This is a genomic window from Cupriavidus metallidurans CH34 (genome assembly GCF_000196015.1).
Classification (GTDB): Bacteria; Pseudomonadota; Gammaproteobacteria; order Burkholderiales; family Burkholderiaceae; genus Cupriavidus; species Cupriavidus metallidurans.
Window position 1 is genome coordinate 2,560,404 of the sequence record NC_007973.1, and the last position, 23,573, is coordinate 2,583,976.

Here is a 23,573-nt window from a genome sequence, read left to right on the forward strand (position 1 = left end):
GTATGTCCGAGCAGCAGCACGTCCGTGCGGACGGGACGGTCACGTTCCTTCCGCACCGGCTCAACCGCCATCCCGTTGTCGTGCGCGGCCTCACCGCCGACGAGCTGTGGATCTGCTGCGGCCTGTCCGGCGCCGCCGGCCTGCTGGTCGGCGCGCCGCTTTCGTGGGTGTTCCGCACGATCGCCATCGCACCGACGTTCGTTGTCCTGGGCGTGGCCTTGGGCGTGTTCATCGGCGGCGGCATCCTGCGCCGCCTCAAGCGTGGGCGCCCCGACACCTGGCTTTATCGGCAGTTGCAGTGGCGCATCGCAACGGGCCATCCGCTGATGGCCGGCTGGGTGGGCGGCCACGTGCTGATCTCGCGCTCGGGCTTCTGGTCCACCCGCAGGAGCATGCGATGAGTCGCTTCAAGAACGAGATCGCCCACCTGCAGGCGCACATCAAGACCTTGCGCCTGGGCGCGGGCGCGCTGGTCATTGTCGCCCTGGTCATGGGCGGCGGCTGGTGGAGCGCGCCGCGCGACCTGACCATCCACGTCCCGCCCGACCTGCGCTCTGGCAGTACCCGCAAGTGGTGGGAAGTGCCGCCCGAATCGGTCTATGCGTTCACGTTCTACGTGTTCCAGACGCTGAACCGCTGGCCGACCAATGGCGAAGAAGACTACTCGCGCAACCTCCACACGCTCTCGCCGTACCTCACCCCGTCCTGCCAGGCCTTCCTTCGCGCGGACTACGACTACCGCCGCTCCACCGGCGAGCTACGCCAGCGCGTGCGCGGCATCTACGAGATTCCCGGCCGCGGCTATGGCGACGACCCCACGGCGCGCGTGCGCACCGTGTCCGATCGCGACTGGGTGGTGACGCTGGACATCACGGCGGACGAGTACTACGGCGCCGAGCAGGTCAAGCGCGCCCTGGTGCGTTATCCGATCAAGGTCACGCGGGTGGACGTCGATCCCGCCCGCAACCCGTTCGGCCTGGCGCTGGACTGCTACGAAGGCGCGCCCCAGCGCATCAGTGCACCGGAGCCGGCGCGCCCGGCGTCGAGTGGCCTGTCTCCGCAAGCGCCTCAAGGAGGAAACACCCCATGAAGCATCCTGTACTCGCGCTGCTGGGGCTACTGGCCGTGGCCGCGGCACCCGTCGCCCAGGCGGTGGAGATCCTGCGTTGGGAACGCATGCCACTGGCAGTGCCGCTGAAGGTCGGTCAGGAACGCATCGTGTTCATCGACCGGAACGTGCGCGTGGGCGTGCCCGCGGGCGTGGGCGAACGCCTGCGCGTGCAGAGTGCGGGTGGCGCGGTGTACCTGCGCGCCAGCGAGCCGATCGAGCCCACGCGGTTGCAACTGCAGGACGCCGACACGGGCGCGCTGATCCTGCTGGACATCGCAGCCGAACCGCCCAAGGACGGGGAAGCCGAGCTGGAGCCGGTGCGCATCGTCGAGGGTGACAGCGCACCGGGACGCTATGGCGAGCAGGCCGACAGTGCCGAGGCCCCGGCACGCGCCCAGGGCCAGGCAGGTGCGCGGACCGCGCGGCGCGAAACTCCGGTCCCTGTCGTGCTGACGCGCTTCGCCGCGCAGAACCTCTACGCACCGCTGCGCACCGTCGAGCCGCTTCCGGGCGTCATGCGGGTCAACCTGCCCCGCGACCTCGACCTGGACACACTGATGCCAACGCTGCCGGTGCGCGCGGTCGCGCTCGCGTCGTGGCGCCTGGAAGACCAATGGGTGACTGCCGTGCGCCTTACCAACACCGGCGCCGACTGGGTCGCGCTCGACCCGCGCGTGCTGCAAGGCGATTTCCTCACCGCCACCTTCCAGCACGAGGCGCTGGGCCCGCGCGGCACGCCCGAGGACACGACCGTCCTCTACCTGGTCACGGGCGGCCGCGGCCTCGCGCAGTCGCTGCTGCCGGCGATTCACCGCTTCGACCCTGCCGTGCATCTGCCGCAGCCGGACGGCGACGAGAACGCCAAGGAGGCCCGCCATGCGCAGTAACGGCCTGCTCAAGTGGCTGATGATCCCTGTCGCCATCCTGGTGCTGTTCGTCGGTATCCGGCTGTTCTCGGGTGGAGGCAGCACGGCGCCACCCGCGGCGGACAACGGCGCCCAGCTCACGCCCGAGGAAATGAAGGCGCTGGGCATCGAAGGCGACACCCCGCGCGACACCGTGGCGACGCTCGTTGCCCAAGTGAAGCAGTTGCGCACCGAGCTTCAGACCGCGCTCTCGGACAACAAGTCGCAGCGTGAAGAGAACCAGCGACTGCGCCAGCGCGAGAACTCCATCGACCAGCGCATCAACTCGGCGCTCGAATCCGAGCGGTCCAACCTGCGCCGCGACCAGGAGCAGGCGGCCAGCGCGCGCCAGCAGACCGAAGGGCTGCTCGCCGACCTGCAGCGGCGCCTGGACAGCATCGGCGGGCGCGGCGGCGGCCATGCGGACCTGCCCGTGGGCCTGGGGCTGCAGGGCGGCGACGAGGCCGGCATGGAGGGCGGCGTGCGGTGGGTCGAGCCGGACGACGCAAAGCCCGCCGAGGGGCGCAACGGCGGTCGTGGCGCGAGCGGCGGAATGAGCTTCCCCACGAGCTTCGGCCCGGCGCAGAGCACGCTCGAAACCACCGCGGAAACCGTGGCCAACGCGGGCGCCCGCGCCTCTGGGGTCAAGAGTGCCAAGCCGGTCTATACCGTGCCGACCAACTCCACGCTCATGGGTTCGGTCGCCATGACCGCGCTGATCGGCCGCGTGCCGATCGACGGCACGGTCAACGATCCCTATCCGTTCAAAGTCCTGGTCGGGCCGGACAACCTGACCGCCAATGGCATCGACATTCCCGACGTGGCCGGCGCCGTGTTCAGCGGCACCGCATCGGGCGACTGGACGCTTTCGTGCGTGCGCGGCCAGGTGCGCAGCATCACGTTCGTCTTCAACGACGGCACGATCCGCACGATCCCCGAAGACCGCGAGGGCAACCAGCAGAACAACCAGCAACGCGACGGCTTGGGCTGGATCAGCGACCCGCACGGCATCCCCTGCGTCAGCGGCGAGCGGCGCAGCAACGCCCAGCAGTACCTCGGCTCGCAGGCCCTGATCACCGCGGCCGGTGCCGGCGTGGCCTCGCTCATCGAGAGCGACAGCGGCCGCATGTCCTATGTCGGCTCGGACGGCTCCATCGGCACCGTGGGCATCACCGGCCAGGAAGCGGTCGGCCAGATTCTCGCGGGCGGTGTCCGGGACATGTCGGCCTGGGTCAACAAGCTCTACGGCCAGGCGTTCGCCGCCGTCTATGTGCAGCCCGGCGCCAAGGTCGCCGTCCACCTCGAAAAACCGCTCGCCATCGACTTCGATCCCGAAGGCCGCAAGGTCGATCACCGCGCAGGAGAAAGCCATGCTCTCGAACTCGATTAAGGGCCTGGTGCTGGCCCTCGCCGTCGCGGTGCTCGGCGGCTGCGCCACCAGCAAGGAAAAGCTGCTGACCCACGGTGACCGCACGATGATGGACATCTGGCAGCAGGAGGCCGGCGACGGCGGTGGCGCAGCCGGACGGAACGCCGGCCGCCAGCTGCTCGATGCGCGCCAGAGCCTGCGTCGGCCCCTGACCGACGCCGACGTGCAGGCCGCACCTGTCGAGCAGATGCGCTACACGCGCACCGCGCGCAATGAGGTCCACCGCCAGTTCCAGCGCCTGCCCAATCCCGATCTCGTGATGTACGTGTACCCGCATCTGGCCGGCACCGATCCCGTGCCGGTGCCCGGCTACACGACCGTCTTCCCGCTCTACCAGCGCATCCAGTACGCGATGCCGGGCGAGCGCGTGGAGGACTACTGATGCGGTGGAAACTCCCATGGCCGAAGCTGGCCGGCGCCGGCTCCAGTAGCCCGGCTAGCGATGAGCAGCCGGACAGCTGGCAGCGCCACGTCGAGGCCTTGCGCCAGGCCGGCATCCCCGAACCCGGTTCGGCAGTCCACGGCCGCAAGCCAGCGACCGTGGCCGACGAGCAGGCGCTGTACGACGTTGCGCCGTCCTTCGTGGAACTGCTGCCCTGGGTGGAGTTCTTGCCCGGGTCGAAATCGATGCTCCTGGAGGATGGCCAATCGGTGGCGGCGTTCTACGAACTGGTGCCGCTGGGCACCGAAGGCCGGGAACCCGGCTGGCTCGCGCATGCCCGCGACGCCCTGGAAAACGCGCTTCAGGACAGTTTCGATGAACTGGACGAGAACCCGTGGGTGCTCCAGCTCTATGCCCAGGACGAACCGAGCTTCGACCAGTACATGCAGACCTTGCGCGATTACGTGCAGCCACGTGCGCGCGGCTCGGCGTTCACCGAGTTCTACTTGCGCTTCTTCGGCCACCACCTGCGCGCTGTGGCCAAGCCCGGCGGCCTGTTCGAGGACACGGTGGTTACGCGGCTGCGCTGGCGCGGGCAGACGCGGCGTGTGCGCATGGTGGTGTACCGCCGCGCGAGCGGACAGGGACAGGCAAACCGCCGCGGCCAGACACCCGAGCAGATGCTGGGCATCGTCTGCGACCGCCTATGCGGCGGCCTGGCGAACGCCGGCATCCAGGCCCGGCGCATGGTTGCAGCGGACGTTCACGACTGGCTGCTGCGATGGTTCAACCCGCGCCCCACGCTGCTCGGCCCTGGGGTGGAGGACCGGGAGCGCTTCTACGCGTTGGCGCGCTATCCGGACAGTACCGAGGAAAGCGAGGCCGGCGAGATCGAGTTGGCGAGCGGGCGGGATTTCAGCCAGCGGCTGTTCTTTGGGCAGCCGCGCTCGGACGTGGCGCAAGGGGCCTGGTACTTCGACGGCATGCCGCACCGCGTGCTGATCACCGACCGGCTGCGCATGCCGCCCGGCACCGGGCACCTGACCGGCGAGACCCGCAAGGGAGACGCGATCAACACGCTATTCGATCAGATGCCCGAGGACACCTTGATGTGTCTCACCATGGTGGCCACGCCGCAGGACGTCCTCGAATCGGACCTCAACCATCTGGCGAAGAAAGCTGTGGGCGAGACGCTGGCGTCGGAGCAGACGCTCAAGGACGTGCATGAAGCCCGCTCCCTGATCGGCAGCGCGCACAAGCTCTACCGGGGCACTCTGGCGTTCTACCTACGCGGGCGCGACGAGGCGGAACTGGATCGGCGCGGCCTGGACCTCGCGAACGTGATGCTCAACGCCGGCCTGCAGCCGGTGCGCGAGGACGACGAGGTGGCGCCGCTCAACAGCTACCTGCGCTGGCTGCCGTGCTGCTACAACCCCGGCAAGGACCGGCGCCGGTGGTACACGCAACTGATGTTCGCCCAGCACGCGGCGAACCTGTCGCCGGTGTGGGGCCGCGCCCAGGGCACGGGGCACCCCGGCATCACGATGTTCAATCGCGGAGGCGGCCCGATTACGTTTGACCCCTTGAACAGGTTGGATCGGCAGATGAATGCCCATCTGTTCCTGTTCGGTCCCACGGGCTCGGGCAAGAGCGCCACGCTCAACAACCTGCTGAACCAGGTCACCGCGATCTATCGGCCGCGCCTCTTCATCGTGGAAGCCGGCAACAGCTTCGGCTTGTTCAGCGACTTCGCCAGGCGCCTGGGGCTGACCGTGAACCGGGTCAAGCTGGCACCCGGCTCGGGCATCAGCCTGGCGCCGTTCGCCGACGCACGCCGGCTGATCGAAACGCCCAGCGACGTGCAGACGCTCGATGCCGATGCACTGGACGAAGACCTGCCACCGGATGCCTCGGCCATGGAGGCGGACGAGCAGCGCGACGTGCTGGGCGAGCTGGAGATCACGGCACGGCTGATGATCACGGGCGGCGAAGACAAGGAAGAAGCGCGGATGACGCGGGCCGACCGCTCGCTGATCCGCCAGTGCATCCTCGACGCGGCCGAACATTGCGTGGCAGAGAAGCGCACTGTGCTCACGCGCGATGTGCGCAATGCGCTGCGCACCCGCGGCCAGGACCCGACGTTGCCCGAGATGCGGCGCGTGCGGCTGCTGGAGATGGCGGACGCGATGGACATGTTCTGCCAAGGCACGGACGGCGAGATGTTCGACCGCGACGGCACGCCGTGGCCCGAGGCCGACATCACGCTGGTCGATCTGGCGACCTACGCCCGCGAGGGCTACAACGCGCAGCTCTCGATCGCGTACATCAGCCTCATCAGCACGGTGAACAACATCGCGGAGCGTGACCAGTATCTCGGCCGCCCGATCATCAACGTGACCGACGAAGGCCACGTGATCACCAAGAACCCGCTGCTCGCGCCGTATACCGTGAAAATTACAAAAATGTGGCGCAAGCTGGGGGCCTGGTACTGGCTAGCTACACAAAATATTGACGACCTACCGCGCGCCGCGGAGCCGATGCTCAACATGATCGAGTGGTGGATCTGCCTGTCGATGCCCCCCGATGAAGTGGAGAAGATCGCGCGGTTCCGCGAACTGAGCCAAGCGCAGAAAGCGCTGATGCTCTCGGCACGCAAGGAAGCGGGCAAGTTCACCGAGGGCGTCATCCTCTCCAAGAGCATGGAGGTGCTCTTCCGCGCCGTGCCGCCGAGCCTGTATCTCGCGCTCGCGCAGACCGAACCCGAAGAGAAGGCCGAGCGCTACCAGCTCATGCAGCAGCACGGCGTCAGCGAGTTGGATGCCGCCTTCAAGGTGGCCGAGAAGATCGACCGGGCACGCGGCATCGAGTCGCCGGCCCTGGACCTGCCCTGAATCTGCCGTACACCGGAGAACGCCATGGAACAGAAACGCCCATCCATTCCGATGCAGGTCCAGGCGTTCCGTCGTCGGCGCTGGCAGTTCCGCTGGCCCTGGGCATTGGCCGCGGTGCTGGTTGCGCTGCTGCTGATCTGGCTCGTGTCACGTTCGCCAGGCGGGTCCACACCTCAGACTTCGGCGCCAGTCAGCGACACGCAGGTGGCTGGGCCTCCGTGGCAGATGGGCAATCCGGAAGGGCGTTTCACGCTGACGCTCTACGCGGACCTCGAATGCCCGTTCTGCCGGTCCTATTTTCCAGTGCTCAAGCGTTGGGTGGCCGGCAATGCGGACGTGACCTTGCAATGGCACCACCTGCCGTTGGCCGCGCATGAGCCAGCCGCGTCCGCCGAAGCGCGCCTGGCGGAATGCGCGGGCGAAGCCGGCAGCCATGCCGCCTTTTGGCAGGCCGTCGAATGGGTCTATGCCCACACGCGGAGCGACGGCCAGGGCTTGCCTGAAGGGCTGCGCTACCCCGACCTCACTCCAGCGATCGAGCAGTGTCTGGCGAGCGAGCGGCCCGATGCACCGATCCGCGCCCAGACGGCGGAAGCCACGAACAGCGGCGTGATCGCCACGCCATCGCTGCGGCTGCACGATCGCGAAACCGGCAAGGCGATCCTGCTGCAGGGCCCGATCGAGGGCGATGCCTTGCTGTCGGCCATGGACATGCTCGCGGCCGGCGATCCCGCCGCCATACCCACATCGGAAATGCCTGCCGACGTCGTCGGCGACATGCCCAGGTAGCCCCGGTCTTCAAGGCTACGGCGCAGTCCGCTGCGCTGACCGCAACCCGTTCGCCTCGCATCCTGGCCGCGAACGATCACCGCCACCGCGGTGATGGATGCACCTTGTTCGTTCCCCAGGAGGGCTTGCCCTCCCCGGGCGCGCGCCCTCCGATCTCACCATTTGGAGGTTCGCCATGTCTTTCGTCGTCAATGACTCCTGCCTGGAGTCGCTTTCCGCCATCGCTGCCCAGCACGAGGACTGGATCATCCAGCAAGCCATTGCGCTGCTGGAGAAGCGGGTTTTCAAAGCGGGTCCGAAACTCCTCGACCCCACGGCCGTGCGCGACTACCTGCGCGTGAAGCTGGTGGCCGAGCCCAACGAAATATTCGTCGCTGTGTTCCTGGACAGCATGCACCAGGTACTGGCCTACGAGCCGCTGTTCAGGGGCACGATCAACGCGACTTCGGTCTATCCGCGTGTCGTTGTGCAGCGTGTTCTGCAGTTGAATGCGGCCGCGGTGGTCTTCGCGCACCAGCACCCCTCGGGCATTTCCGAGCCGTCGAGCGCGGATCGCATGCTGACCCAGCAACTGCAGGCCGCGCTGGCGCTCATCGATGTGCGGGTACTGGACCACATCATCGTCGGCCAGGGTGCCCCGTTCTCCTTTGCGGAGTCCGGCCTGCTGTAAGGGTTGTACTGCTTCGTTGATCAGCGCGGAGGCTTCGGCCTCCGCATTTTTCTGCGCGGCGACACAAGCAGGTATGCGGGGTGGCCGCGATGCGCATTGTTTGTTGGGGCCGCATGGGGTTCGGCGTTTGACTATGGCCCTGATCAACTTCCGGGGTGCAAGACATGCCAGGAGCTTTTACCCGGTTCGCACCAGGCTGGCGAACCCTTGGCCTGGCCATCGTGCTGCCGGCGTCGTTCGCGGCATTCAGCCCGGCCGCGTTCGCCGCCGACGTGGTGGTCGTCACCGACAGCCGCCACCCGGTCAAGACCATGGGCGGCGAGCGGCTGATCGAGCTGGACCGGGCATCCGGGCTCGAAGCAGAGCTTTCCGCAGATCTGCCAGCCGACCCCGAGCGCGCAGCAGCCATCGTCCGGCAACGCCTGAACCAAGGCGGCACCGACCTTCAGCGCCGCATTGGCACCGCCTACCAGGGCATCACCGACGCATGGAGTTTGGGTGTCACGACCATCCCGGCCGTCGTGGTGGACCAACGCTATGTGGTCTATGGCGAGCCTGACGTGGCCCGGGCCGTGTCCTGCATCGAGCAGCACCGGAGGAGGCAACCGTGACCTATCGCCCATTCGACCTGCTGCGCCGCCTGCGCGTCGCCGTGGCCTCGCTGCTGCTGGTCAGCGCCACGGGCAGCTACGCCCTGAACACCGTCACCATCGTGTCCTCCGTCATGTCGCCGGACTGCCTGGAGTACCGGGTGGTGGGCATCTGCTACTGGCTGTATTGCACCTATGGCGGCTGCTCGGTGCGCACGTCCACCAAGGTCCGGCACTACGTCCCCGATGCGGTCGTCTCCAGCTACAGCAACACCGGAGAGAACCCCTGGGTCGAAGTGCGAGCGATGAGCATGCCGAACGCCTCGGCCCAGGCAGGCGGCGACGGCACCACCAACGAAGACCACGAAAACAACCTCGCCAAATTCAAGAACGCCGATGTCATCGGCCATCCCGGCGGCGAGGTGTTCAACCAGTTCGCCTCGTCCTCGGGCTATTTTTGCCAAGGCGCGGGAACGGCCTTCATGCCGTATCTGCTCAGCACCTTGGACACGCTGGCCTGGCGCTACAACGTGCCCGAGATGGCCTACCCGGAGGCGCTGATCCCGGGCCGGCGCGAGGTCGGTGCGCGCACCACGATGAACCTCTGGGGCAATGTCTATCCGCGCGGCGGCTTCCTGCACCAGACCGACGACCACAAATCCGGGGCGGTCGTGGCTCAGCGCGCCGGTGACGTCGTCACGCGGCGCGGGCAGTTGCACGTGTACCAGCCGCTGCTCGCCAACGCGCGTGATGGCTACTGGCCGGCCGGCGCGCTGATGGAAGGTGATGCCTCGACCGGCAAGTGGCAGGAACTGACGCCGCGCCTGTCGAACACCTGCGTGGTGTTCCCCCACAGCGGCACGCTGACCCAAGCCCAGCAAGGCGACTACGCGTGGGCGCTGTGGCGTCCGTATGCGTGCTGCGAACGCCGGGGCCAGGTGTTCCTCGGCAGCGTCGATTTCCTCTGAGGTGCCACGATGAAGCGTCCTGAACCGAAGAACCTGTCCACCAAGGCGTGCCGCCTGCTGCGCCCGACGGCACTGGCCGGCACGCTCGCCCTGGTCTGCGGCCTGGCGTGGGCACAGGTCGGATACCAGAACAGCGGCCCCGTCATTGGCGATGACGTCATGTACTCGATCGGCGGCGGCAGCGCGGTGTCCATGGGCCGCGCGGCCGGCATGCGCTCCATCGGGGTCGGTGTGGGGTGGAACAGCAACCTGATCTGCGGCGACATGAGCATCCAGACCACGCTGCGCAATCAGCTCAACGGCATCACGAACGGCTTTCAGCAGATCATGAGCAACGTAATCCAGAGCGCCACCAGCGCGGTAGCGTCCCTGCCGGCGCTGATCATTCAGCGCGCCGATCCGGGCCTGTACAACCTGCTGACCAACGGCGTGCTGCAGGCGCGGCTGGACTTCGACCGCTCCAAGCTGACGTGCCGCGCCATGGCGGAGAAGATGGCCGAGACAGCGGGTGGCCAGCTTGGCTGGAGCCAGATGGCCGAAGGCATGGCCTTGCGTGACGCGGTTGGCAGCAACGATGCCGTGTCGGCCGTCGAGCAGGCCGAGACGCGCCGCGGCAACGACGGCGTGCCCTGGGTGGGTGGCAGCAATGCTGGTGGCGCAGGCCAGTCCGCCATCCGGGTGGTCGGCGACGTCACCCGCGCGGGCTACAACCTGGTCAACGGTCGTGGCGTGACGGACACATCCTCCATCGCGTCCGCCAGTTGTGCGAGCCTGTCCTGCCAGACCTGGACGTCGCCGCAGCAGGCGACCGAATGGGCCACGCGGGTCCTCGGAGAGCAGGTGCAGCGCACCTGCGACTCCTGCACCAAGACCGAGACGGTGCCCGGCGTCGGGCTGACGCCGCTGATCCAGGAAGAGTACGAGGCGAAGCTGGAGGTCCTTCAGGAGCTGGTTTCCGGCACGCGCACTACCACCTTTGAGAACCTGCGCGAGGCTGGCAGCACGTCGCTGCCAATCACGCGTGGCGTGATCGAGGCGCTGCGCGACGAGCCGGACCAGGACCTTCTGGCGCGGCGCCTCGCGTCGGAGGTGGCGCTGTCGTCGGTGCTGGAAAAAGCGCTGCTGCTCCAGCGCACGCTGCTCACGGGCAAGAAGGAGCCCAACGTCGCAGCCAACGAACTCGCGGTCAAGGCCGTGAACCACGAGAGCGACACGCTCGACCGGGAGATCCGCAACCTGAAGACGGAGCTGGAGCTTCGGCGCGAGCTGGCAAACAACTCACCGATGGCCATCATCCAGCGGCACGGTACGCGCGCGGCAGGCTCGCGCGGCATCTACGAGGGTGATCCGGTACCCGACCGCCTCGACCAGTTGCAGAAGGGCAATCCAGGAGCCAGGCCATGAGCGCGGCGCGCATGACTTGGCGCCCCTTGCGCTGGCTGTTCAGCCGGCGCGCGGCGAAGGCGCTGCTGTGGACGGTGCTGATCGTTGCCGCCGCGGTCGCGGCCAACATCGCCGGCATCTACCTGGTCGGCAGCGTTGCCGGCTGGGAGCGGTGGCTCGCCGCCGCTGCGGGTTACTTATTCGTGTGGCGGCTGTGTCTATACGGGGCGACGGTGTACGGGTGGATCTGGATGCGCCGCCGGCTGCTGGTACGTGAGGACGACGCCCAGGCGCGGCACCGCCTGGTGCGCACCGAGATCGCAGGCGTCGTCGCCATCGTGGCGCTGGAAGCCAGCCTGTTGATGCAGGGCTGAGAGGAGATTCGGGCCATGACTCTGTTCACGACCGACTACCTGGAGTATTACCTTACGCTGGTGTCCTGGATCGTCAACAACGGCATCTGGGCCGTGCTGGTATCCAGCGGCGTCTTCGCGCTGCCTTTCGTGGCGATCATCGTGCAGGAGTGGTTGAAGGCCCGTGCAGAAGGCGCCGACGAGGGCAATAAAGGCGTGCTGAGCGCCGCCCGCATCGAGAACCGGGTCTTCGTCGCCATCGTGGTGGTGATGTTCGCGGGCATCCCGTTCATCGACGTGGACCTCAACACCATCCAGTACGACAGCTCGCGCTCGGCGCAATGCCAGGTCAGTGTGCCGCAGCCCTCGAATACCGGCTGGTCGCAATCTTTCAGCACCATCAACAACCAGTCGGCGAAGGTGCCGGTGTGGTGGGCGTTCATGCACGCGCTCTCGCGCGCCGTCACGGGCGCTTCAGTGGCAGCGATCCCGTGCGGCACGGACCTGCGGCAGATGCGCATGGAGATCGACGCGACTCGCATTGACGACCCAGTGTTGGCTCAGGAAGTAGCGGATTTCTCGCGGGATTGCTATGGGGCTGCGCGGGCGAAATTGTTCATGCAGCGGCCTCAACTCGATGAGCAGCAGCTGCACGACGTAACCTGGATCGGCTCACGCTTCTTCACGGACACGAACGGCTACTACGACACATACCGTTCCAGCACCCCGCGCGAGGACTGGCCCTATGACAGCACGCGCGACGCAGGGCTTGCGCAGGTGGCCAGCGGCGGCGGCTATCCGACCTGCAGGCAATGGTGGGCCGATGGCAGCAATGGACTGCGGGCACGCTTGCTGGGTCAGGTGGACCCGAGCCTGCTCAATCGCCTGGCGGGCTGGGCTGGCTTCCTGAGCCGTGCCGAGGTGGACGATTCGGTGATCCGCGCGATCGCGTCACCGCGACAGCAGAAGCTGAACCAAGGCAGCGTCTATACGGACTACGGTGGCCAGATCGAAATGACCGACCCAAACATCATCACCCGGGCGGCGGCCGACGTAGGACTGGCGGTAGGCTCGCTGGGCTACTTCCCCTCCATGGATGCAATGCGCCAGGCTCTTCCGATGGTGCTGGCGCTCTTGAAGATGGCGCTGGTTGTCTGCATTCCGGTGGTGCTCATGGTTAGCACCTACAACCTGAAAACACTCGTGACGGTCAGCGTGGTGCAGTTTGCGCTGTTCTTCGTGGATTTCTGGTTCCAACTCGCGCGCTGGATCGACAGCACCATTCTGGACGCGCTCTACGGATGGGGCTGGGGATGGAACCGGCCGCATACGAATTTCGATCCGGTCATGGGCCTCAACAATGCCTTCGGAGACATGCTGTTGAATTTCGTCATGGCGACGATGTTCATCGTGCTGCCCTTGTTCTGGGTAACCGCCTTGGGATGGGCGGGCTACGCCGTGGGGGGCATGTTGCAAGGGCTTGCTGCTGGTACGGCAGGCGCCAAAGCGGCCGGCGGCAAAGCCGCCGACATGGCCTTTGGCGGCGCTATGAAGTGGGCATCGACACCCAGCAAGAGGAAGTAGTGCCTTGCTTCTTCGCTAGGTCTCATCAGATGGATCATGTGAATCTATCCGATACTCATCGTGGGTATAGAGGCCAAAACCGGCGTGCCCGTGCCGCCACTCTGGTTCGGGCGGCTCCCATTCGACGGTATCGTGCCCCCGGGCCACAAACACCAGCGCGACCAGCAGCAACGCCAGCCAGAAAGCAACGTAGAGCAGCAGCCCCAGGACAGCCAGTTTGCCGGCCCACAGCAGCGCGGCGGCGGCAGCCAACGGCACACCCTTGGACACCAACCAGTTCGACGCCCGACGTTCGCTGCGCGCATAGGCGCGCCACCCGCGGCCAAGGGCGCGGCCGAGGCGTTCCGCAGTGCTGATGCGGGTCGTGGTGCTCATGGTCGTCTCCTGCTACTGAGGGATGCCTATTCCAATTTGGTCCATTTCATTCTGCTGCGGGCTTCAAAGTGCTTCATGACGCTTCGTCATCCGGTTCCACCGGGCCGGGGTCAGGCTCCACGTCGACGCGATACGTGGCAACGAAGTGCGGCCAGTCCACATGGTCCACCAGGTCGATGTCATCGACAACGCCTACCTTTGCTGCCGCACGCTCGAACAGGGCGATGCTCTTGGCGGGATAGTTGTTGCGCGACGGATAGAGCACCCCGTCGAACAGCGCTTGGCCGTCGTCTCCGAGAATTGCATGCACCTGGGCGGACACTTGCTGCGTGTGCGTGTAGTCGCGGCTGGCCAACTGCTCCAGGTTCAGGCCGAAGTAGCCCGCCATGACGCCCGGCGCCGTGAGGTCGGCCAAGAGCACATCGTCCATCACGCCTACTGCGCGCACCATCCGGGCCTGGACTTCTTTCAGCGCGATCGAGCGCTTCGTGTCCGCAAGCCACTGGTGCTTATGAAACACCGACTCCATCAGCGCCGTGGGCAGGTCGCGCCCCAGGTAGAGCACGCCGTAGGCCCGCGCCGGGTCATCGTAGCGATTGGTGCTGCTGCGGCCATAGTACAGCGGGCTGCCCCGATAGACGACGCGGCTCACATGCTGGAGCAGTTCACCGGCATCGATCAGGAACGAAGGCAGCTCGTGGCTCATGGCGATCTCGCTTCAATGCACCTGAACGCCCAGTACGTTGAACACGGCATCGGCCACGTCATCGATCGTGCTGTGCGTCACCGCATCCACCGGCGAGCGGCCGCCCAAGCCTTCGAGCGGTTCGGACAGCGCGCGGTAGATCGTCCAGGGGTCGATGCCCTCGACCTCCTGAAGCACGGTTTGGGTCAACTGCTGCTTTACCGGGTCGAGCTGCCAGTCGGGCAGCTTCTGACCGCGCGGCCCCACGTTCAGCGCCAACAGCCGACGGGCGAGGATGTCCTTGTAGATCTGCTGGCGCGACTTGTCCGCCAGCTTGGCGTACTCGGGGATCGGCAGGTTATGCGGCTGGTTGAAGGCTTCCAGCAACACGGCGCGGCCTCGCTGGACGTCGGTTTCAGTCGGTGCCCAGCGCGTTTCGGTGCGCAGCGCGGCCGCCTTGCGTGCCAGGGCCTGCCCCACCGTCTCTCCGTCCAAGTTGGCGGGCAGCTTCACCGCCTCCACGCGCTCGTGAATGAAAGCCTGCAACTCGGCCGCGAAAGCCGGCGCATCCCGGATTTCGACGGTATCCGCGAAGCGGCGCACATCCTCCACCGTGACGCGCGGCAGGCGATCGGCAATGAATTCAATGGCATTGGGCATGGTGATCTCCCAGGCAGGTTTGAGACAGGATTCACTCTAGTCTCTATTGTCGCTTTTGTCAACTTTGTCGCCTTTCGAGAACCTGCCCGGCGGAAGCGGCGTCCACTCAGCATAGAGCGCGACCAGCACCGGCTCGCCGTCCAATCCATTCCACCGAGTTCCCCATTGACGCTGGAATCGCATCCCGTGCCCCGCTATACCGAAACGGTGAAAGGCCAGAGGGCCGAAATGGCAAGGGAACGGGGTGCAAGGGGAAAGGCCCTACCTCGAAAAGGCCAAAAGGCCTCCCGATCGGCCCGTCATCAGGACACCCACATGCTTTCCCTGTTCCAGCGAAAACGGCCCGCGGTCGCTACCGCTCCAACGCCACCACCCGCATCCGACCTCCCGAAAGGGTTGATGCGGCCCGAGTCGGCCGCATCGCTGCTGGCCACCCCGCGTCGGCAGAAGCTGCTGGAGCACATCTGGCAGCGCACGTCTCTGTCGCGCAAGCAGTTCGCCGTCCTGTACCGCGCGCCGCTGGAGCGCTACGCCGAACTGGTTCAGGCCTTCCCGGCTTCCGAATCGCATCATCATGCGTACCCGGGCGGGATGCTCGACCATGGCCTGGAGATCGTTGCCTATGCCCTCAAGCTGCGGCAGTCCCATCTGCTTCCCATCGGCGCAAGCCCCGAGGACCAAGCTGCGCAGGCTGAAGCCTGGACTGCTGCGGTCGCCTATGCCGCGTTGTTGCACGACATCGGCAAGATCGCCGTCGATCTGCACGTCGAACTGGCCGATGGCTCGCTGTGGCACCCGTGGTACGGTCCGCTGCACCAGCCGTACCGCTTCCGCTACCGCGACGATCGCGAATACCGCCTGCACAGCGCGGCGACGGGCTTGCTCTACCGCCAACTGCTGGACACCCAACTCCTGGACTGGCTCAGTGACTATCGCGACCTGTGGGGACCGCTGCTCTACGTCCTGGCCGGCCAGTACGAGCATGCCGGTGTGCTGGGCGAACTCGTGGTGCAGGCCGACCGCGCCTCCGTGGCCCAGGAACTGGGCGGCGATCCGGCGCGCGCCATGGCCGCGCCCAAGCACGCGCTGCAACGCAAGCTGCTTGACGGGTTGCGCTACCTGCTCAAGGAAGAGTTGAAGTTGAATCAGCCCGAGGCCTCCGATGGCTGGCTCACCGAGGATGCCTTGTGGCTGGTGAGCAAGACGGTCTCGGACAAGCTGCGCGCGCACCTGTTATCGCAGGGCATCGATGGCATCCCTGCGAACAACACCGCCGTCTTCAACGTGCTGCAGGACCACGGCATGTTGCAGCCCACACTGGACGGGAAGGCGGTCTGGCGGGCGACCGTGACCAGCAACGCCGGCTGGACCCACTCATTCACGCTGCTGCGCCTCGCACCTGCGCTGATCTGGGAGGCTGGCGAGCGACCGGCGCCGTTCGCCGGGACGGTAGCGATCGACACGTCACCTGTCGAGAAGCACGCCGCTGCGGCATCGTCGCCGGAGGTCGCGGCGAAACCGACCCCAGGAGGTCAGGAATCGCCGCCATGGGAAGGCGGCAGCGCTGCTGACCCAATTATCGCCCCCCTGGCTGAGGCCATGCCCGACGTCATGGAGGATCTGCTGACGATGGTAGGAATGGGCGATTCGTCCGCCACACAGCAGGATGAGTCAACCATCCCCACCGAACTCTCTGCCACACGCCCTGAAGCACCACCACCATCGATCGTGGCATCTTCACCCTCATCACCGGCGCCCGCGGCCACACCAGCAGCGACAACGGTGCAGCCATCTGGCGAGCACTTCATGGCATGGCTGAAACAGGGGATTGCCTCGCGTCGGCTCATCATCAATGACGCGAAGGCACTCGTGCATACCGTCAGCGATACCGCATACTTGGTCAGCCCAGGAGTGTTCCAGCGATACGCTCAAGAGCATCCGCAGTTGGCAGCCATTGCCCGCCAGGAAAAACTGGAGCCGTGGCAGTGGGCACAAAAGCGCTTCGAGAAGCTGGCCGCGCACCGCAAGCAGGCCAGCGGCCTGAACATCTGGACTTGTCACGTCTCAGGGCCGCGCAAATCGCGGCAGTTGCACGGCTACCTGTTGACGCAGCCCGGTGCGTTGTTCGAGCGAGTGCCGCCCAACAACCCCTACTTGTGCCTCTTCAACGAGGAGGCGGGGCGTGAAGTCTCGCTGGCTGCGAAATGAGGATATCCAGTGGGCGCGGTCCGGATGCCCGCTCTTCGGTGCACAGGTCAGAGCGTAACCCCATGGGAAATGCCCTGCTGCGCCGCCCGGTATCGTCCGGGGGTCATACCCGTCCAGTGGCGGAACGCGCGGTGGAAGACGGCAGGGGCACTGAAGCCCAAAGCATCGGATATCTCCTCCAGTGAGCTGTCGTTGCGCACAAGGTGGAGGATGGCCAGATCCCTGCGCAACTCATCCTTGATGCCCTGGAACGACAGCCCTTCCTGCTGCAGCTTGCGCATCAATGTCCGCGAGGACATGTGCAGCCGGCTGGAAACATCGTCCAGCGTCCGTCCGAGATCCACATGCAGCAGCTCACGCACCTTCAGCCGGAGGGCGTGCTGGTGGTAGGAGGTGAAAATCCAGTCGCGCGGCGCCCGCTCCAGGAAGCTGCGCGCGTCGGACGCGCTGCGTTTCGGCCGGACCTTTGCGAGTTCGGCGTGAAAGGTGATCTGAGAGAGGGGTCCGCAGAAATCGATCGGGGCCGGAAACAGGATCGAATAGTCGGCTGCAAATGATGGGCGTGGAAAAGCGAAGGCCACACTGCGCACCGGGACCTCTCGGCCGGCGAGCCATGACACGATGCCGTGCGTCAGCTTCAGCATCAGTGCGTGCCCGAATCGGTTCCCCCCCGCTTTGGAAGACCGCGGGACAAGTTCCAAGCGCAAGGAGGCGTCTGCCTTCGTGAGACTCAGCCTGTAGTCGTCCAGCAGCAGGTTCCAGACCTGCGTGAAGCGATACAGCGCTACCTCGATGCTTGGCGCGTCCATGACCGCTCGGACGATGTACTTCAAAGCGCCGGTCCGTATGGGCCGGCTCCACAGTCCCATCATTTCATCGCCGGTGGCAGCGGCGCTTCGTCGGTACAGCCCGACCAGTTGATCGTGCGTCAGACGCGAGCCGGGGTGGCTGATGAATGCCTTCACGATGCCGGCCTGCTGCAGGCAGCGATCCAGGGCCTGGTCCGAGCACAGCGAGCGCAGGCTGCGCAGCAGGTCCTCCACCAGATCGCATGAGACCGTGGCCGCCGCGACGGCATTTGGGCTCGCAGGAAGTCCTCTTGGCGGCCTGACGAGATTGTCAGTTTTTGCAAATTTCACGGCGCTATTGGCAATTGAGCCCAGCATCCCCGGTAAGTAATCTACGGGCATGGAAAAGGTAAAGGCCCCTCAATAGTATCGGCTGCGAGGTTCGACCGCGATTCCGGCGGTCTCTCTGCACTTCGCGCCCAGGCCAGGCTCAGTGCGCAAGAATTGGCAACATTGGCATAGATCCTCGGCCTTGAACGGATGGTCCGCTTCAGTGCGGGCCATGCCGTCACCGCAGCGGCGAGGCGGCCGATGCCTGCCGGACCGAGCATATCGACCTGCCCGCCGCAGACCACCATGTTCATGACCCACTGCAAGGAGAACTTCATGTCCGAGCCCATTCTGCTGACCTCCGAACAAGACAACATCGGCATCGTCACGCTCAACATGGCGCACAAGCGCAACGCGCTCAATGAGGAAGCGATCGCCGCCATCGACGCCTATTTCTCAGCGGTGCCCAGCCACATCCGGGCCATCCTCCTGACGGCCAAGGGCGATCACTTCTGTGCCGGCCTGGACCTCAAGGAACATCACGACAAGGCACGCAGCGGCGTCGAGTTCATGCGCGTCTGCCAGGGCTGGCACCGCGCGTTCGACAAGATCCAGCATGGCGGCATTCCCGTGGTCGCCTGCCTGCAGGGAGCGGTCGTGGGCGGCGGGCTGGAACTGGCCAGCGCAGCCCACGTGCGCGTTGCCGACAGCCGCACCTTCTTCGCACTGCCCGAGGGCACCCGAGGCATCTTCACGGGCGGCGGCGCCACGGTGCGCACTGCGCGGATCATCTCCGCCCCTCGCATGGTGGAGATGATGCTCACCGGACGGGTCCTCGATGCGCGGGAGGGCCGCGAACTGGGTTTGGCCCACTACGTATGCGACATCGCGAAAGGCGACACGCCCGCACCCGAGTTCGCCCTGACCCTCGCAAAGAAGATCGCGGGCAATGCGCCCCTTTCAAACTACGCCATCGTCAGCGCCATCAGCCGCATCGCCGACATGTCGGCCACGGACGGGCTGTTCACCGAGGGGCTGGTGATGGCCATGATCCAGCAGGGTGACGATGTGCAGGAGCGCCTGGGCGATTTCGTGAACAAGAAGGCGCACAAGGTCCAACTGAATGCTTGATCTTCAAGACGCGCGCTACCGGCCTCGGCCAGCGATGCGCGACCGCGTCATGGCTGGGCTCAGGTCACTTGCAAGGACCCCCTGGCGCCCATCAGCAACTCCACCACATCGGGTGCGTTGATGACGCTAAAACGCGGGTCCATCTGCGCGGCGGTCATACCGTTGTGGATCATGCACGAGCCGCAGATGGCAATGCGACCTCCCTTTTCCAAGAATTTCTCCAGCAGATCGGCAACGGGTTCGAAAGGCTTGCCGATGTCCAATCCAGCGGCCGCGCCGGGTTGTCCCAGTTCCACGGCTTCCACCATCAGGATGATGGTCGCCGTATGTCCCTTGAGCAGCGCGTTGAGCGCCATGATGAAGGTCACGGTCACCTTGTTGGGATTGCTTCTTCCGTCAAAAATGGTCGCAACGAAGTCGGTGGTCTGCATGGCTAGGTCCTTGTGATAAACAGCGACTGTGGGGATGCGAGTTGGAGGGTGCAAAGCTCTGGCACCGGATGCAGGCGGTCCGCGGCGCCGCACGACGGACCGGGCCCAGGCTACGGGGCGCTGGCCGGCGCGCCCGGAATGCTGGACAGCGCCGCGAACTCGTTGAAGGCGGCCACCGCGTTCGATGCGTACATCGCCGACGGACCCCCTCCCATATAGATGGCCACGCCCAGGGCCTCATGGACCTCCGCAGCCGTCGCGCCGAGCTTGACCAATGCCTTGGCATGAAAGCCGATGCAGCCATCGCACCGCGCGGCCACGCCGATCGCCAACGCGATCAGCTCTTTCGTCTTGGCGTCGAGTGCGCCGTCGGCGATCGCTGCCTTGCCCATCTCACCAAAACTCTTCATGACCTGCGGCACTCCCTTGTGCAGGGGCGCCAGGTGAGCCACCACGTCCTGCGTCAGTTGCCGGTAACTTGTCGTCATCGCGAACTCCTCATGGTTTTGGAACATCGAATATGAAACCGGGTTGACCCGCACGCTCGACCGGACCCAGACGGCTTCATGGCGCAGCGGCCGCCGCCGACTGCCGGCGGTTGCGCCAAGCCAGCCAACCCAGCAGGGCCAGCACGAGCGCGATGAGGGGCAGCATCAGGCCGTTGATGGTTTCCCAGCCCGAGGTGTTCAGCAGCCGGCCCGACCCGAACGAGGCGACGGCCACGGTGCCGAACACCAGGAAATCGTTGAGTGCCTGCACCTTGGCGCGCTCGGGCGCGGTGTAGCAGTCGGTCACCAGCGCCGTGGCGCCGATGAAGCCGAAATTCCAGCCCACGCCCAGCAGGATCAGCGAGCCCCAGAAGTGCAGAAGTTCGAGGCCGGCCAGGGCCAGCAGGCCAGAGGTGCCGATCAACACCAGTCCGCACGCCGTGATGGCGGTCTTGCCGAAACGCGCGATCAGGTGGCCGGTGAAGAAGCTCGGCGCAAACATGGCGAGCACGTGCCACTGGATGCCCAGCGCCGCCTCGCCCACGGTGTGGCCGCAACCCACCATGGCCATCGGCGCGGCCGTCATGATGAAAGCCATCAGGCCGTAGGACACGATGCCCGCCGTGACGGCCACGACGAAGCCTGGACTGCGCGCGATCACTGCCAGCGGGCGCGCCGCGCCCACGACGGCGGACGCCTGGGGCGGCGGCATGCGCAGCATCAGCAGCAGCGGCAAGGCCAGCAGCGCCAGGCCCGCCTGCCCGAGGAAGCTGCCAGCGAACGGCGCCATGGGCCAGGCGTCGCGCGTCCAGATGACGACCTGCGGGCCGATGACCGCGGCGATCAGGCCGCCGATCATGATGCGCGAGATGACGGTGGCGCGCTGCGGCGGCGGCACCGCATCGCTGGCCGCGAAGCGGTAGCTCTGCACGCACGCGCCGTAGAAGCCAGCCATCGCCGTGCCCACGCAGAAGGTCTCGAAACTGCCCCACAGGACGCCCAATGCGGCGATGAGCCCGGACACCGAACCCAGCAGCGCCCCCAACGCATAGGCCGCGCGCCGGCCCAGACGACGCATCAGCAGGGCCGCAGGGATGGTCGACAGCGCCAGCCCCAGGTTGTAGAGGCTGACCGGCAGTGTGGCCAGCGAAGGGTTGCTGGCCAGCATCTGACCCACGATGCCGCCCAGCGAAATGATGATGGGTGGCGCGGCGCCGCCCAGCGATTGGGCGGCCATCAGCAGGCCCACATTGCGGCGGGCATCTGTCGCAGCGGGCGGTGGCAGCGAAGCAGGTGGCGTCATGAACGAATCAGGAATGAGGTGTCAGGCGAACCCACGCCGCAGCATGAGAACACCGGCAGGAAGACCTGCCGCACTTCCTGCCTTCGAGGAAGTGCCTTGATATTTTATTAGCTTATGCTAAATTAGATACATGTTAAATACAAGCTGCCATGATGGTTGACAAGAAAGACCAGTCGTTTCTACAGGACGGCGCGGCCAAGGCTGCGGCCATGCTGCGGACGGTCGGCAATGAGCATCGCCTGCTCGTTCTCTGCCTGCTGATCGAGCATGGCGAGATGACCGTCGGTGCCCTGCACGAAAACGTGGCGCTGAGCCAGTCCGCCTTGTCCCAGCACCTGGCCAAGATGCGCGAGGAAGGCCTGGTGACCTATCGGCGAGAGTCGCAGACCCTGCACTACCGTATCGACAACCCCGACGTGGCCAAGCTCATCGCCACGCTCAAGGCCATCTTCTGTCCCTGATCCACCCTCGGAGGCCATTGCCATGTCCCTGAAATCCATCTCGCCCCAAGCTGCCAGCGAACTCATGAACCAGGGTGCCGTTCTGGTGGACATCCGTGCGGCGGACGAACATGCCCGTGAGCGCATCGCGCAGGCACGCCATGTGCCGATGGACCGCTTGCGAAGCGGCGGCCTGCCGCTCGACGGCGCTTCGGCAATCATCTTCCACTGCCGCTCGGGCAACCGGACGCGGGTGAACGCCCCGACGCTGGGGGCATGCACGGCCTGCGAGGCCTACGTGCTTGAAGGCGGGCTGGACGCCTGGAAGAAGGCCGGCCTGCCCGTCGTGGCGGACGCCTCTCAACCCCTGGAGCTGCAACGGCAGGTGCAGATTGTTGCGGGGTCCTTGATCGTGCTGGGTGCCGTGCTGGGCGCCACGATTTCGCCATGGTTCCATGTGCTTTCGGGCTTCGTGGGCGCGGGGCTGGTCTTCGCCGGTGTCTCGGGGTTCTGTGGGCTCGCGCGCGTGCTGATGCGCATGCCCTGGAACCGCCGCGCGCTGGCCGGCTGAGTCTACGGGTGGGGAAGCGATTTCTTCACTCGGCCGCCGGTCGGCAAGAACATGCGACGGCAAGTTTTTAATTTTGAGTTAATTCGACCCGGACACCATCTGGCATGTGAGAACGACCCACAAACATCCGATCAAGGGAGCTTGGGCGACAACAGACGGGTCATACATTCAGCGAGGCAAAGACACCGTGAAGATCGAACCCTTCTTTGACGAGGACACCAGCACCTTCAGCTACATCGTGCTGGACACGAAAAGCGGTCAGTGCGCCATCATCGACAGCGTGCTCGGCTACGATCCTAAATCCGGCCGCACCTCGCGCGCCGGCGCGGACCGCATGGCCGAGCGCGTGCGGGAACTGGGGGCGAGCGTCCAGTGGATTCTGGAGACGCATGTGCACGCAGATCACCTGAGCGCCGCGCCGTATCTCCATTCGTGCCTGGGCGGCCGAACCGGCATTGGGGCGAACATCCGTACCGTACAGCAGGTGTTCGGCCAGCTCTTCAACGCCGAGCCGGCCTTCGCGCGTGACGGCCGGCAGTTTGATCGTCTGTTCGACGACGGCGAGACCTTCATGCTCGGCACGCTGCAGGTGCGGGCCATGCATACCCCCGGCCATACGCCCGCTTGCATGACCTATCTGGTCCAGGACAACGCCACACCTGAAGCGCCTGCCGCAGCCTTCGTGGGCGACACGCTGTTCATGCCCGACTATGGCACGGCGCGTTGCGACTTTCCGGGTGGCGACGCGCGCACACTGTTCCGCTCGATCGGCCGCGTGCTGTCGCTGCCGCCGGAGACCGTGCTCTACATGTGCCACGACTACCGCCCCGGGGGGCGCGAGCTTCAATGGAAGACCACCGTGGCCGAGGAGCGTGCGCACAACATCCATGTGCGTGACGGCATCAGCGAGGATGACTTCGCGGCCACGCGCGAGCAGCGCGACGCCACGCTGGCGATGCCCGTGCTTCTGCTGCCCTCCGTGCAGGTGAACATGCGGGCCGGCGAGTTGCCGCCTGCCGAATCCAACGGCGTCCACTACCTCAAGATTCCCATCGATGCCCTCTGAGAGCGGCACCGACCGGCTGAAAGGACAATTTCCGGGCAGGAG

General features: G+C 65.9%; 25 protein-coding genes. 18 read left to right on the forward strand and 7 right to left on the reverse strand.

Translation table 11 applies throughout. The features are described from left to right. Nucleotides 1-2 precede the first annotated feature (2 nt). The 13 genes from RMET_RS11785 to RMET_RS11845 all read left to right on the forward strand — a co-directional run bounded on the left by RMET_RS11785 (nucleotide 3) and on the right by RMET_RS11845 (nucleotide 13,055). Nucleotides 3-401, forward strand: a complete 399-nt coding sequence (locus RMET_RS11785; protein ID WP_003153632.1) for a TIGR03750 family conjugal transfer protein — start codon at nucleotides 3-5, stop codon at nucleotides 399-401. Further along, the gene (locus RMET_RS11790) at nucleotides 398-1,090 is read left to right on the forward strand and encodes a PFL_4703 family integrating conjugative element protein (RefSeq protein WP_004350603.1); all 693 of its coding nucleotides are present in this window, start codon (nucleotides 398-400) and stop codon (nucleotides 1,088-1,090) included. Before RMET_RS11785 ends, RMET_RS11790 begins: the two co-directional genes overlap by 4 nt. Continuing rightward, entirely contained in the window at nucleotides 1,087-1,998 is a 912-nt protein-coding gene (locus RMET_RS11795) for a TIGR03749 family integrating conjugative element protein (protein WP_004350604.1), read from the forward strand. Before RMET_RS11790 ends, RMET_RS11795 begins: the two co-directional genes overlap by 4 nt. Beyond that, complete coding sequence (locus tag RMET_RS11800) at nucleotides 1,988-3,406, forward strand: TIGR03752 family integrating conjugative element protein (protein ID WP_004350605.1); 1,419 nt, start codon at nucleotides 1,988-1,990, stop codon at nucleotides 3,404-3,406. The genes RMET_RS11795 and RMET_RS11800 overlap by 11 nt, the downstream gene beginning before the upstream one ends. After that, a complete protein-coding gene (locus RMET_RS11805; RefSeq protein WP_003149753.1) occupies nucleotides 3,387-3,827 on the forward strand; it encodes a TIGR03751 family conjugal transfer lipoprotein in 441 nt (146 codons plus the stop codon). The genes RMET_RS11800 and RMET_RS11805 overlap by 20 nt, the downstream gene beginning before the upstream one ends. Then, nucleotides 3,827-6,718, forward strand: coding sequence for a conjugative transfer ATPase (locus RMET_RS11810; RefSeq protein WP_011516996.1), 2,892 nt, complete (start codon nucleotides 3,827-3,829; stop codon nucleotides 6,716-6,718). Before RMET_RS11805 ends, RMET_RS11810 begins: the two co-directional genes overlap by 1 nt. 24 nt (nucleotides 6,719-6,742) lie before the next feature. After that, complete coding sequence (locus RMET_RS11815; protein WP_003149757.1) at nucleotides 6,743-7,507, forward strand: DsbA family protein; 765 nt, start codon at nucleotides 6,743-6,745, stop codon at nucleotides 7,505-7,507. A gap of 175 nt (nucleotides 7,508-7,682) precedes the next feature. After that, nucleotides 7,683-8,177, forward strand: coding sequence for a RadC family protein (gene radC, locus RMET_RS11820; RefSeq protein ID WP_003149760.1), 495 nt, complete (start codon nucleotides 7,683-7,685; stop codon nucleotides 8,175-8,177). A 164-nt stretch (nucleotides 8,178-8,341) separates the two neighbouring features. Then, complete coding sequence (locus tag RMET_RS11825) at nucleotides 8,342-8,788, forward strand: TIGR03757 family integrating conjugative element protein (protein WP_004350615.1); 447 nt, start codon at nucleotides 8,342-8,344, stop codon at nucleotides 8,786-8,788. Further along, entirely contained in the window at nucleotides 8,785-9,735 is a 951-nt protein-coding gene (locus tag RMET_RS11830; protein WP_004350617.1) for a TIGR03756 family integrating conjugative element protein, read from the forward strand. Before RMET_RS11825 ends, RMET_RS11830 begins: the two co-directional genes overlap by 4 nt. Nucleotides 9,736-9,744: 9 nt before the next feature. After that, nucleotides 9,745-11,139, forward strand: a complete 1,395-nt coding sequence (locus RMET_RS11835) for an integrating conjugative element protein (RefSeq protein ID WP_003149765.1) — start codon at nucleotides 9,745-9,747, stop codon at nucleotides 11,137-11,139. Then, entirely contained in the window at nucleotides 11,136-11,492 is a 357-nt protein-coding gene (locus tag RMET_RS11840; RefSeq protein WP_003149767.1) for a hypothetical protein, read from the forward strand. The genes RMET_RS11835 and RMET_RS11840 overlap by 4 nt, the downstream gene beginning before the upstream one ends. Nucleotides 11,493-11,507: 15 nt before the next feature. Next, nucleotides 11,508-13,055 (forward strand): conjugal transfer protein TraG N-terminal domain-containing protein, encoded by a 1,548-nt coding sequence (locus RMET_RS11845; RefSeq protein WP_004350620.1) that lies wholly within the window; start codon nucleotides 11,508-11,510, stop codon nucleotides 13,053-13,055. Nucleotides 13,056-13,070: 15 nt separating this feature from the next. On the opposite strand, the gene RMET_RS11850 is transcribed toward RMET_RS11845, so the two are convergent. From RMET_RS11850 to RMET_RS11860, 3 genes are all read right to left on the reverse strand, one after another. Continuing rightward, on the reverse strand, nucleotides 13,071-13,430 hold the full coding sequence (locus tag RMET_RS11850) for a DUF3742 family protein (protein ID WP_003149770.1): 360 nt from the start codon (nucleotides 13,428-13,430) through the stop codon (nucleotides 13,071-13,073). A gap of 73 nt (nucleotides 13,431-13,503) precedes the next feature. Beyond that, nucleotides 13,504-14,136: an RES family NAD+ phosphorylase gene (locus RMET_RS11855; protein WP_003149772.1), complete on the reverse strand. Its 633-nt coding sequence runs from the start codon at nucleotides 14,134-14,136 to the stop codon at nucleotides 13,504-13,506. Between the two features lie 12 nt (nucleotides 14,137-14,148). Continuing rightward, the gene (locus RMET_RS11860; protein ID WP_003149774.1) at nucleotides 14,149-14,775 is read right to left on the reverse strand and encodes a hypothetical protein; all 627 of its coding nucleotides are present in this window, start codon (nucleotides 14,773-14,775) and stop codon (nucleotides 14,149-14,151) included. 315 nt (nucleotides 14,776-15,090) lie between these two features. Between RMET_RS11860 and mobH the strand changes: the two genes are divergently transcribed. Beyond that, nucleotides 15,091-16,983 (forward strand): MobH family relaxase, encoded by a 1,893-nt coding sequence (gene mobH / locus RMET_RS11865; RefSeq protein ID WP_004350623.1) that lies wholly within the window; start codon nucleotides 15,091-15,093, stop codon nucleotides 16,981-16,983. A gap of 47 nt (nucleotides 16,984-17,030) precedes the next feature. Here the strand turns inward: mobH and RMET_RS11870 are convergent, their stop codons facing one another. After that, complete coding sequence (locus RMET_RS11870; RefSeq protein WP_004350625.1) at nucleotides 17,031-18,026, reverse strand: AraC family transcriptional regulator; 996 nt, start codon at nucleotides 18,024-18,026, stop codon at nucleotides 17,031-17,033. A gap of 411 nt (nucleotides 18,027-18,437) precedes the next feature. Between RMET_RS11870 and RMET_RS11875 the strand changes: the two genes are divergently transcribed. Continuing rightward, nucleotides 18,438-19,232 carry a crotonase/enoyl-CoA hydratase family protein gene (locus RMET_RS11875; RefSeq protein ID WP_004350627.1) on the forward strand — a complete coding sequence of 265 codons (795 nt, stop codon included), beginning with the start codon at nucleotides 18,438-18,440 and terminating at the stop codon, nucleotides 19,230-19,232. A 59-nt stretch (nucleotides 19,233-19,291) separates the two neighbouring features. Here the strand turns inward: RMET_RS11875 and RMET_RS11880 are convergent, their stop codons facing one another. From RMET_RS11880 to RMET_RS11890, 3 genes are all read right to left on the reverse strand, one after another. Next, nucleotides 19,292-19,663, reverse strand: a complete 372-nt coding sequence (locus tag RMET_RS11880; protein WP_003149783.1) for a DsrE family protein — start codon at nucleotides 19,661-19,663, stop codon at nucleotides 19,292-19,294. A 110-nt stretch (nucleotides 19,664-19,773) separates the two neighbouring features. Continuing rightward, entirely contained in the window at nucleotides 19,774-20,151 is a 378-nt protein-coding gene (locus tag RMET_RS11885; protein WP_004350630.1) for a carboxymuconolactone decarboxylase family protein, read from the reverse strand. 76 nt (nucleotides 20,152-20,227) lie between these two features. Further along, on the reverse strand, nucleotides 20,228-21,454 hold the full coding sequence (locus RMET_RS11890) for an MFS transporter (RefSeq protein ID WP_004350634.1): 1,227 nt from the start codon (nucleotides 21,452-21,454) through the stop codon (nucleotides 20,228-20,230). Nucleotides 21,455-21,603: 149 nt separating this feature from the next. On the opposite strand from RMET_RS11890, the gene RMET_RS11895 reads away from it, so the two are divergent. From RMET_RS11895 to RMET_RS11905, 3 genes are all read left to right on the forward strand, one after another. Further along, nucleotides 21,604-21,915, forward strand: a complete 312-nt coding sequence (locus RMET_RS11895; RefSeq protein ID WP_003149789.1) for an ArsR/SmtB family transcription factor — start codon at nucleotides 21,604-21,606, stop codon at nucleotides 21,913-21,915. A 22-nt stretch (nucleotides 21,916-21,937) separates the two neighbouring features. Further along, nucleotides 21,938-22,465: a rhodanese family protein gene (locus tag RMET_RS11900; protein ID WP_004350638.1), complete on the forward strand. Its 528-nt coding sequence runs from the start codon at nucleotides 21,938-21,940 to the stop codon at nucleotides 22,463-22,465. Between the two features lie 187 nt (nucleotides 22,466-22,652). Continuing rightward, complete coding sequence (locus RMET_RS11905) at nucleotides 22,653-23,531, forward strand: MBL fold metallo-hydrolase (RefSeq protein WP_003149790.1); 879 nt, start codon at nucleotides 22,653-22,655, stop codon at nucleotides 23,529-23,531. The last annotated feature ends 42 nt before the right edge of the window (nucleotides 23,532-23,573 follow it).

Bases quoted from the DNA above. Each gene is read 5' to 3' on its own strand.
- RMET_RS11785 (WP_003153632.1), top strand. From the start codon at position 3: ATGTCCGAGCAGCAGCACGTCCGTGCGGACGGGACGGTCACGTTCCTT.
- RMET_RS11790 (WP_004350603.1), top strand. From the start codon at position 398: ATGAGTCGCTTCAAGAACGAGATCGCCCACCTGCAGGCGCACATCAAG.
- RMET_RS11795 (WP_004350604.1), top strand. From the start codon at position 1,087: ATGAAGCATCCTGTACTCGCGCTGCTGGGGCTACTGGCCGTGGCCGCG.
- RMET_RS11800 (WP_004350605.1), top strand. From the start codon at position 1,988: ATGCGCAGTAACGGCCTGCTCAAGTGGCTGATGATCCCTGTCGCCATC.
- RMET_RS11805 (WP_003149753.1), top strand. From the start codon at position 3,387: ATGCTCTCGAACTCGATTAAGGGCCTGGTGCTGGCCCTCGCCGTCGCG.
- RMET_RS11810 (WP_011516996.1), top strand. From the start codon at position 3,827: ATGCGGTGGAAACTCCCATGGCCGAAGCTGGCCGGCGCCGGCTCCAGT.
- RMET_RS11815 (WP_003149757.1), top strand. From the start codon at position 6,743: ATGGAACAGAAACGCCCATCCATTCCGATGCAGGTCCAGGCGTTCCGT.
- radC (WP_003149760.1), top strand. From the start codon at position 7,683: ATGTCTTTCGTCGTCAATGACTCCTGCCTGGAGTCGCTTTCCGCCATC.
- RMET_RS11825 (WP_004350615.1), top strand. From the start codon at position 8,342: ATGCCAGGAGCTTTTACCCGGTTCGCACCAGGCTGGCGAACCCTTGGC.
- RMET_RS11835 (WP_003149765.1), top strand. From the start codon at position 9,745: ATGAAGCGTCCTGAACCGAAGAACCTGTCCACCAAGGCGTGCCGCCTG.
- RMET_RS11840 (WP_003149767.1), top strand. From the start codon at position 11,136: ATGAGCGCGGCGCGCATGACTTGGCGCCCCTTGCGCTGGCTGTTCAGC.
- RMET_RS11845 (WP_004350620.1), top strand. From the start codon at position 11,508: ATGACTCTGTTCACGACCGACTACCTGGAGTATTACCTTACGCTGGTG.
- RMET_RS11850 (WP_003149770.1), bottom strand. From the start codon at position 13,430: ATGAGCACCACGACCCGCATCAGCACTGCGGAACGCCTCGGCCGCGCC.
- RMET_RS11855 (WP_003149772.1), bottom strand. From the start codon at position 14,136: ATGAGCCACGAGCTGCCTTCGTTCCTGATCGATGCCGGTGAACTGCTC.
- RMET_RS11860 (WP_003149774.1), bottom strand. From the start codon at position 14,775: ATGCCCAATGCCATTGAATTCATTGCCGATCGCCTGCCGCGCGTCACG.
- mobH (WP_004350623.1), top strand. From the start codon at position 15,091: ATGCTTTCCCTGTTCCAGCGAAAACGGCCCGCGGTCGCTACCGCTCCA.
- RMET_RS11875 (WP_004350627.1), top strand. From the start codon at position 18,438: ATGTCCGAGCCCATTCTGCTGACCTCCGAACAAGACAACATCGGCATC.
- RMET_RS11880 (WP_003149783.1), bottom strand. From the start codon at position 19,663: ATGCAGACCACCGACTTCGTTGCGACCATTTTTGACGGAAGAAGCAAT.
- RMET_RS11885 (WP_004350630.1), bottom strand. From the start codon at position 20,151: ATGACGACAAGTTACCGGCAACTGACGCAGGACGTGGTGGCTCACCTG.
- RMET_RS11890 (WP_004350634.1), bottom strand. From the start codon at position 21,454: ATGACGCCACCTGCTTCGCTGCCACCGCCCGCTGCGACAGATGCCCGC.
- RMET_RS11895 (WP_003149789.1), top strand. From the start codon at position 21,604: ATGATGGTTGACAAGAAAGACCAGTCGTTTCTACAGGACGGCGCGGCC.
- RMET_RS11900 (WP_004350638.1), top strand. From the start codon at position 21,938: ATGTCCCTGAAATCCATCTCGCCCCAAGCTGCCAGCGAACTCATGAAC.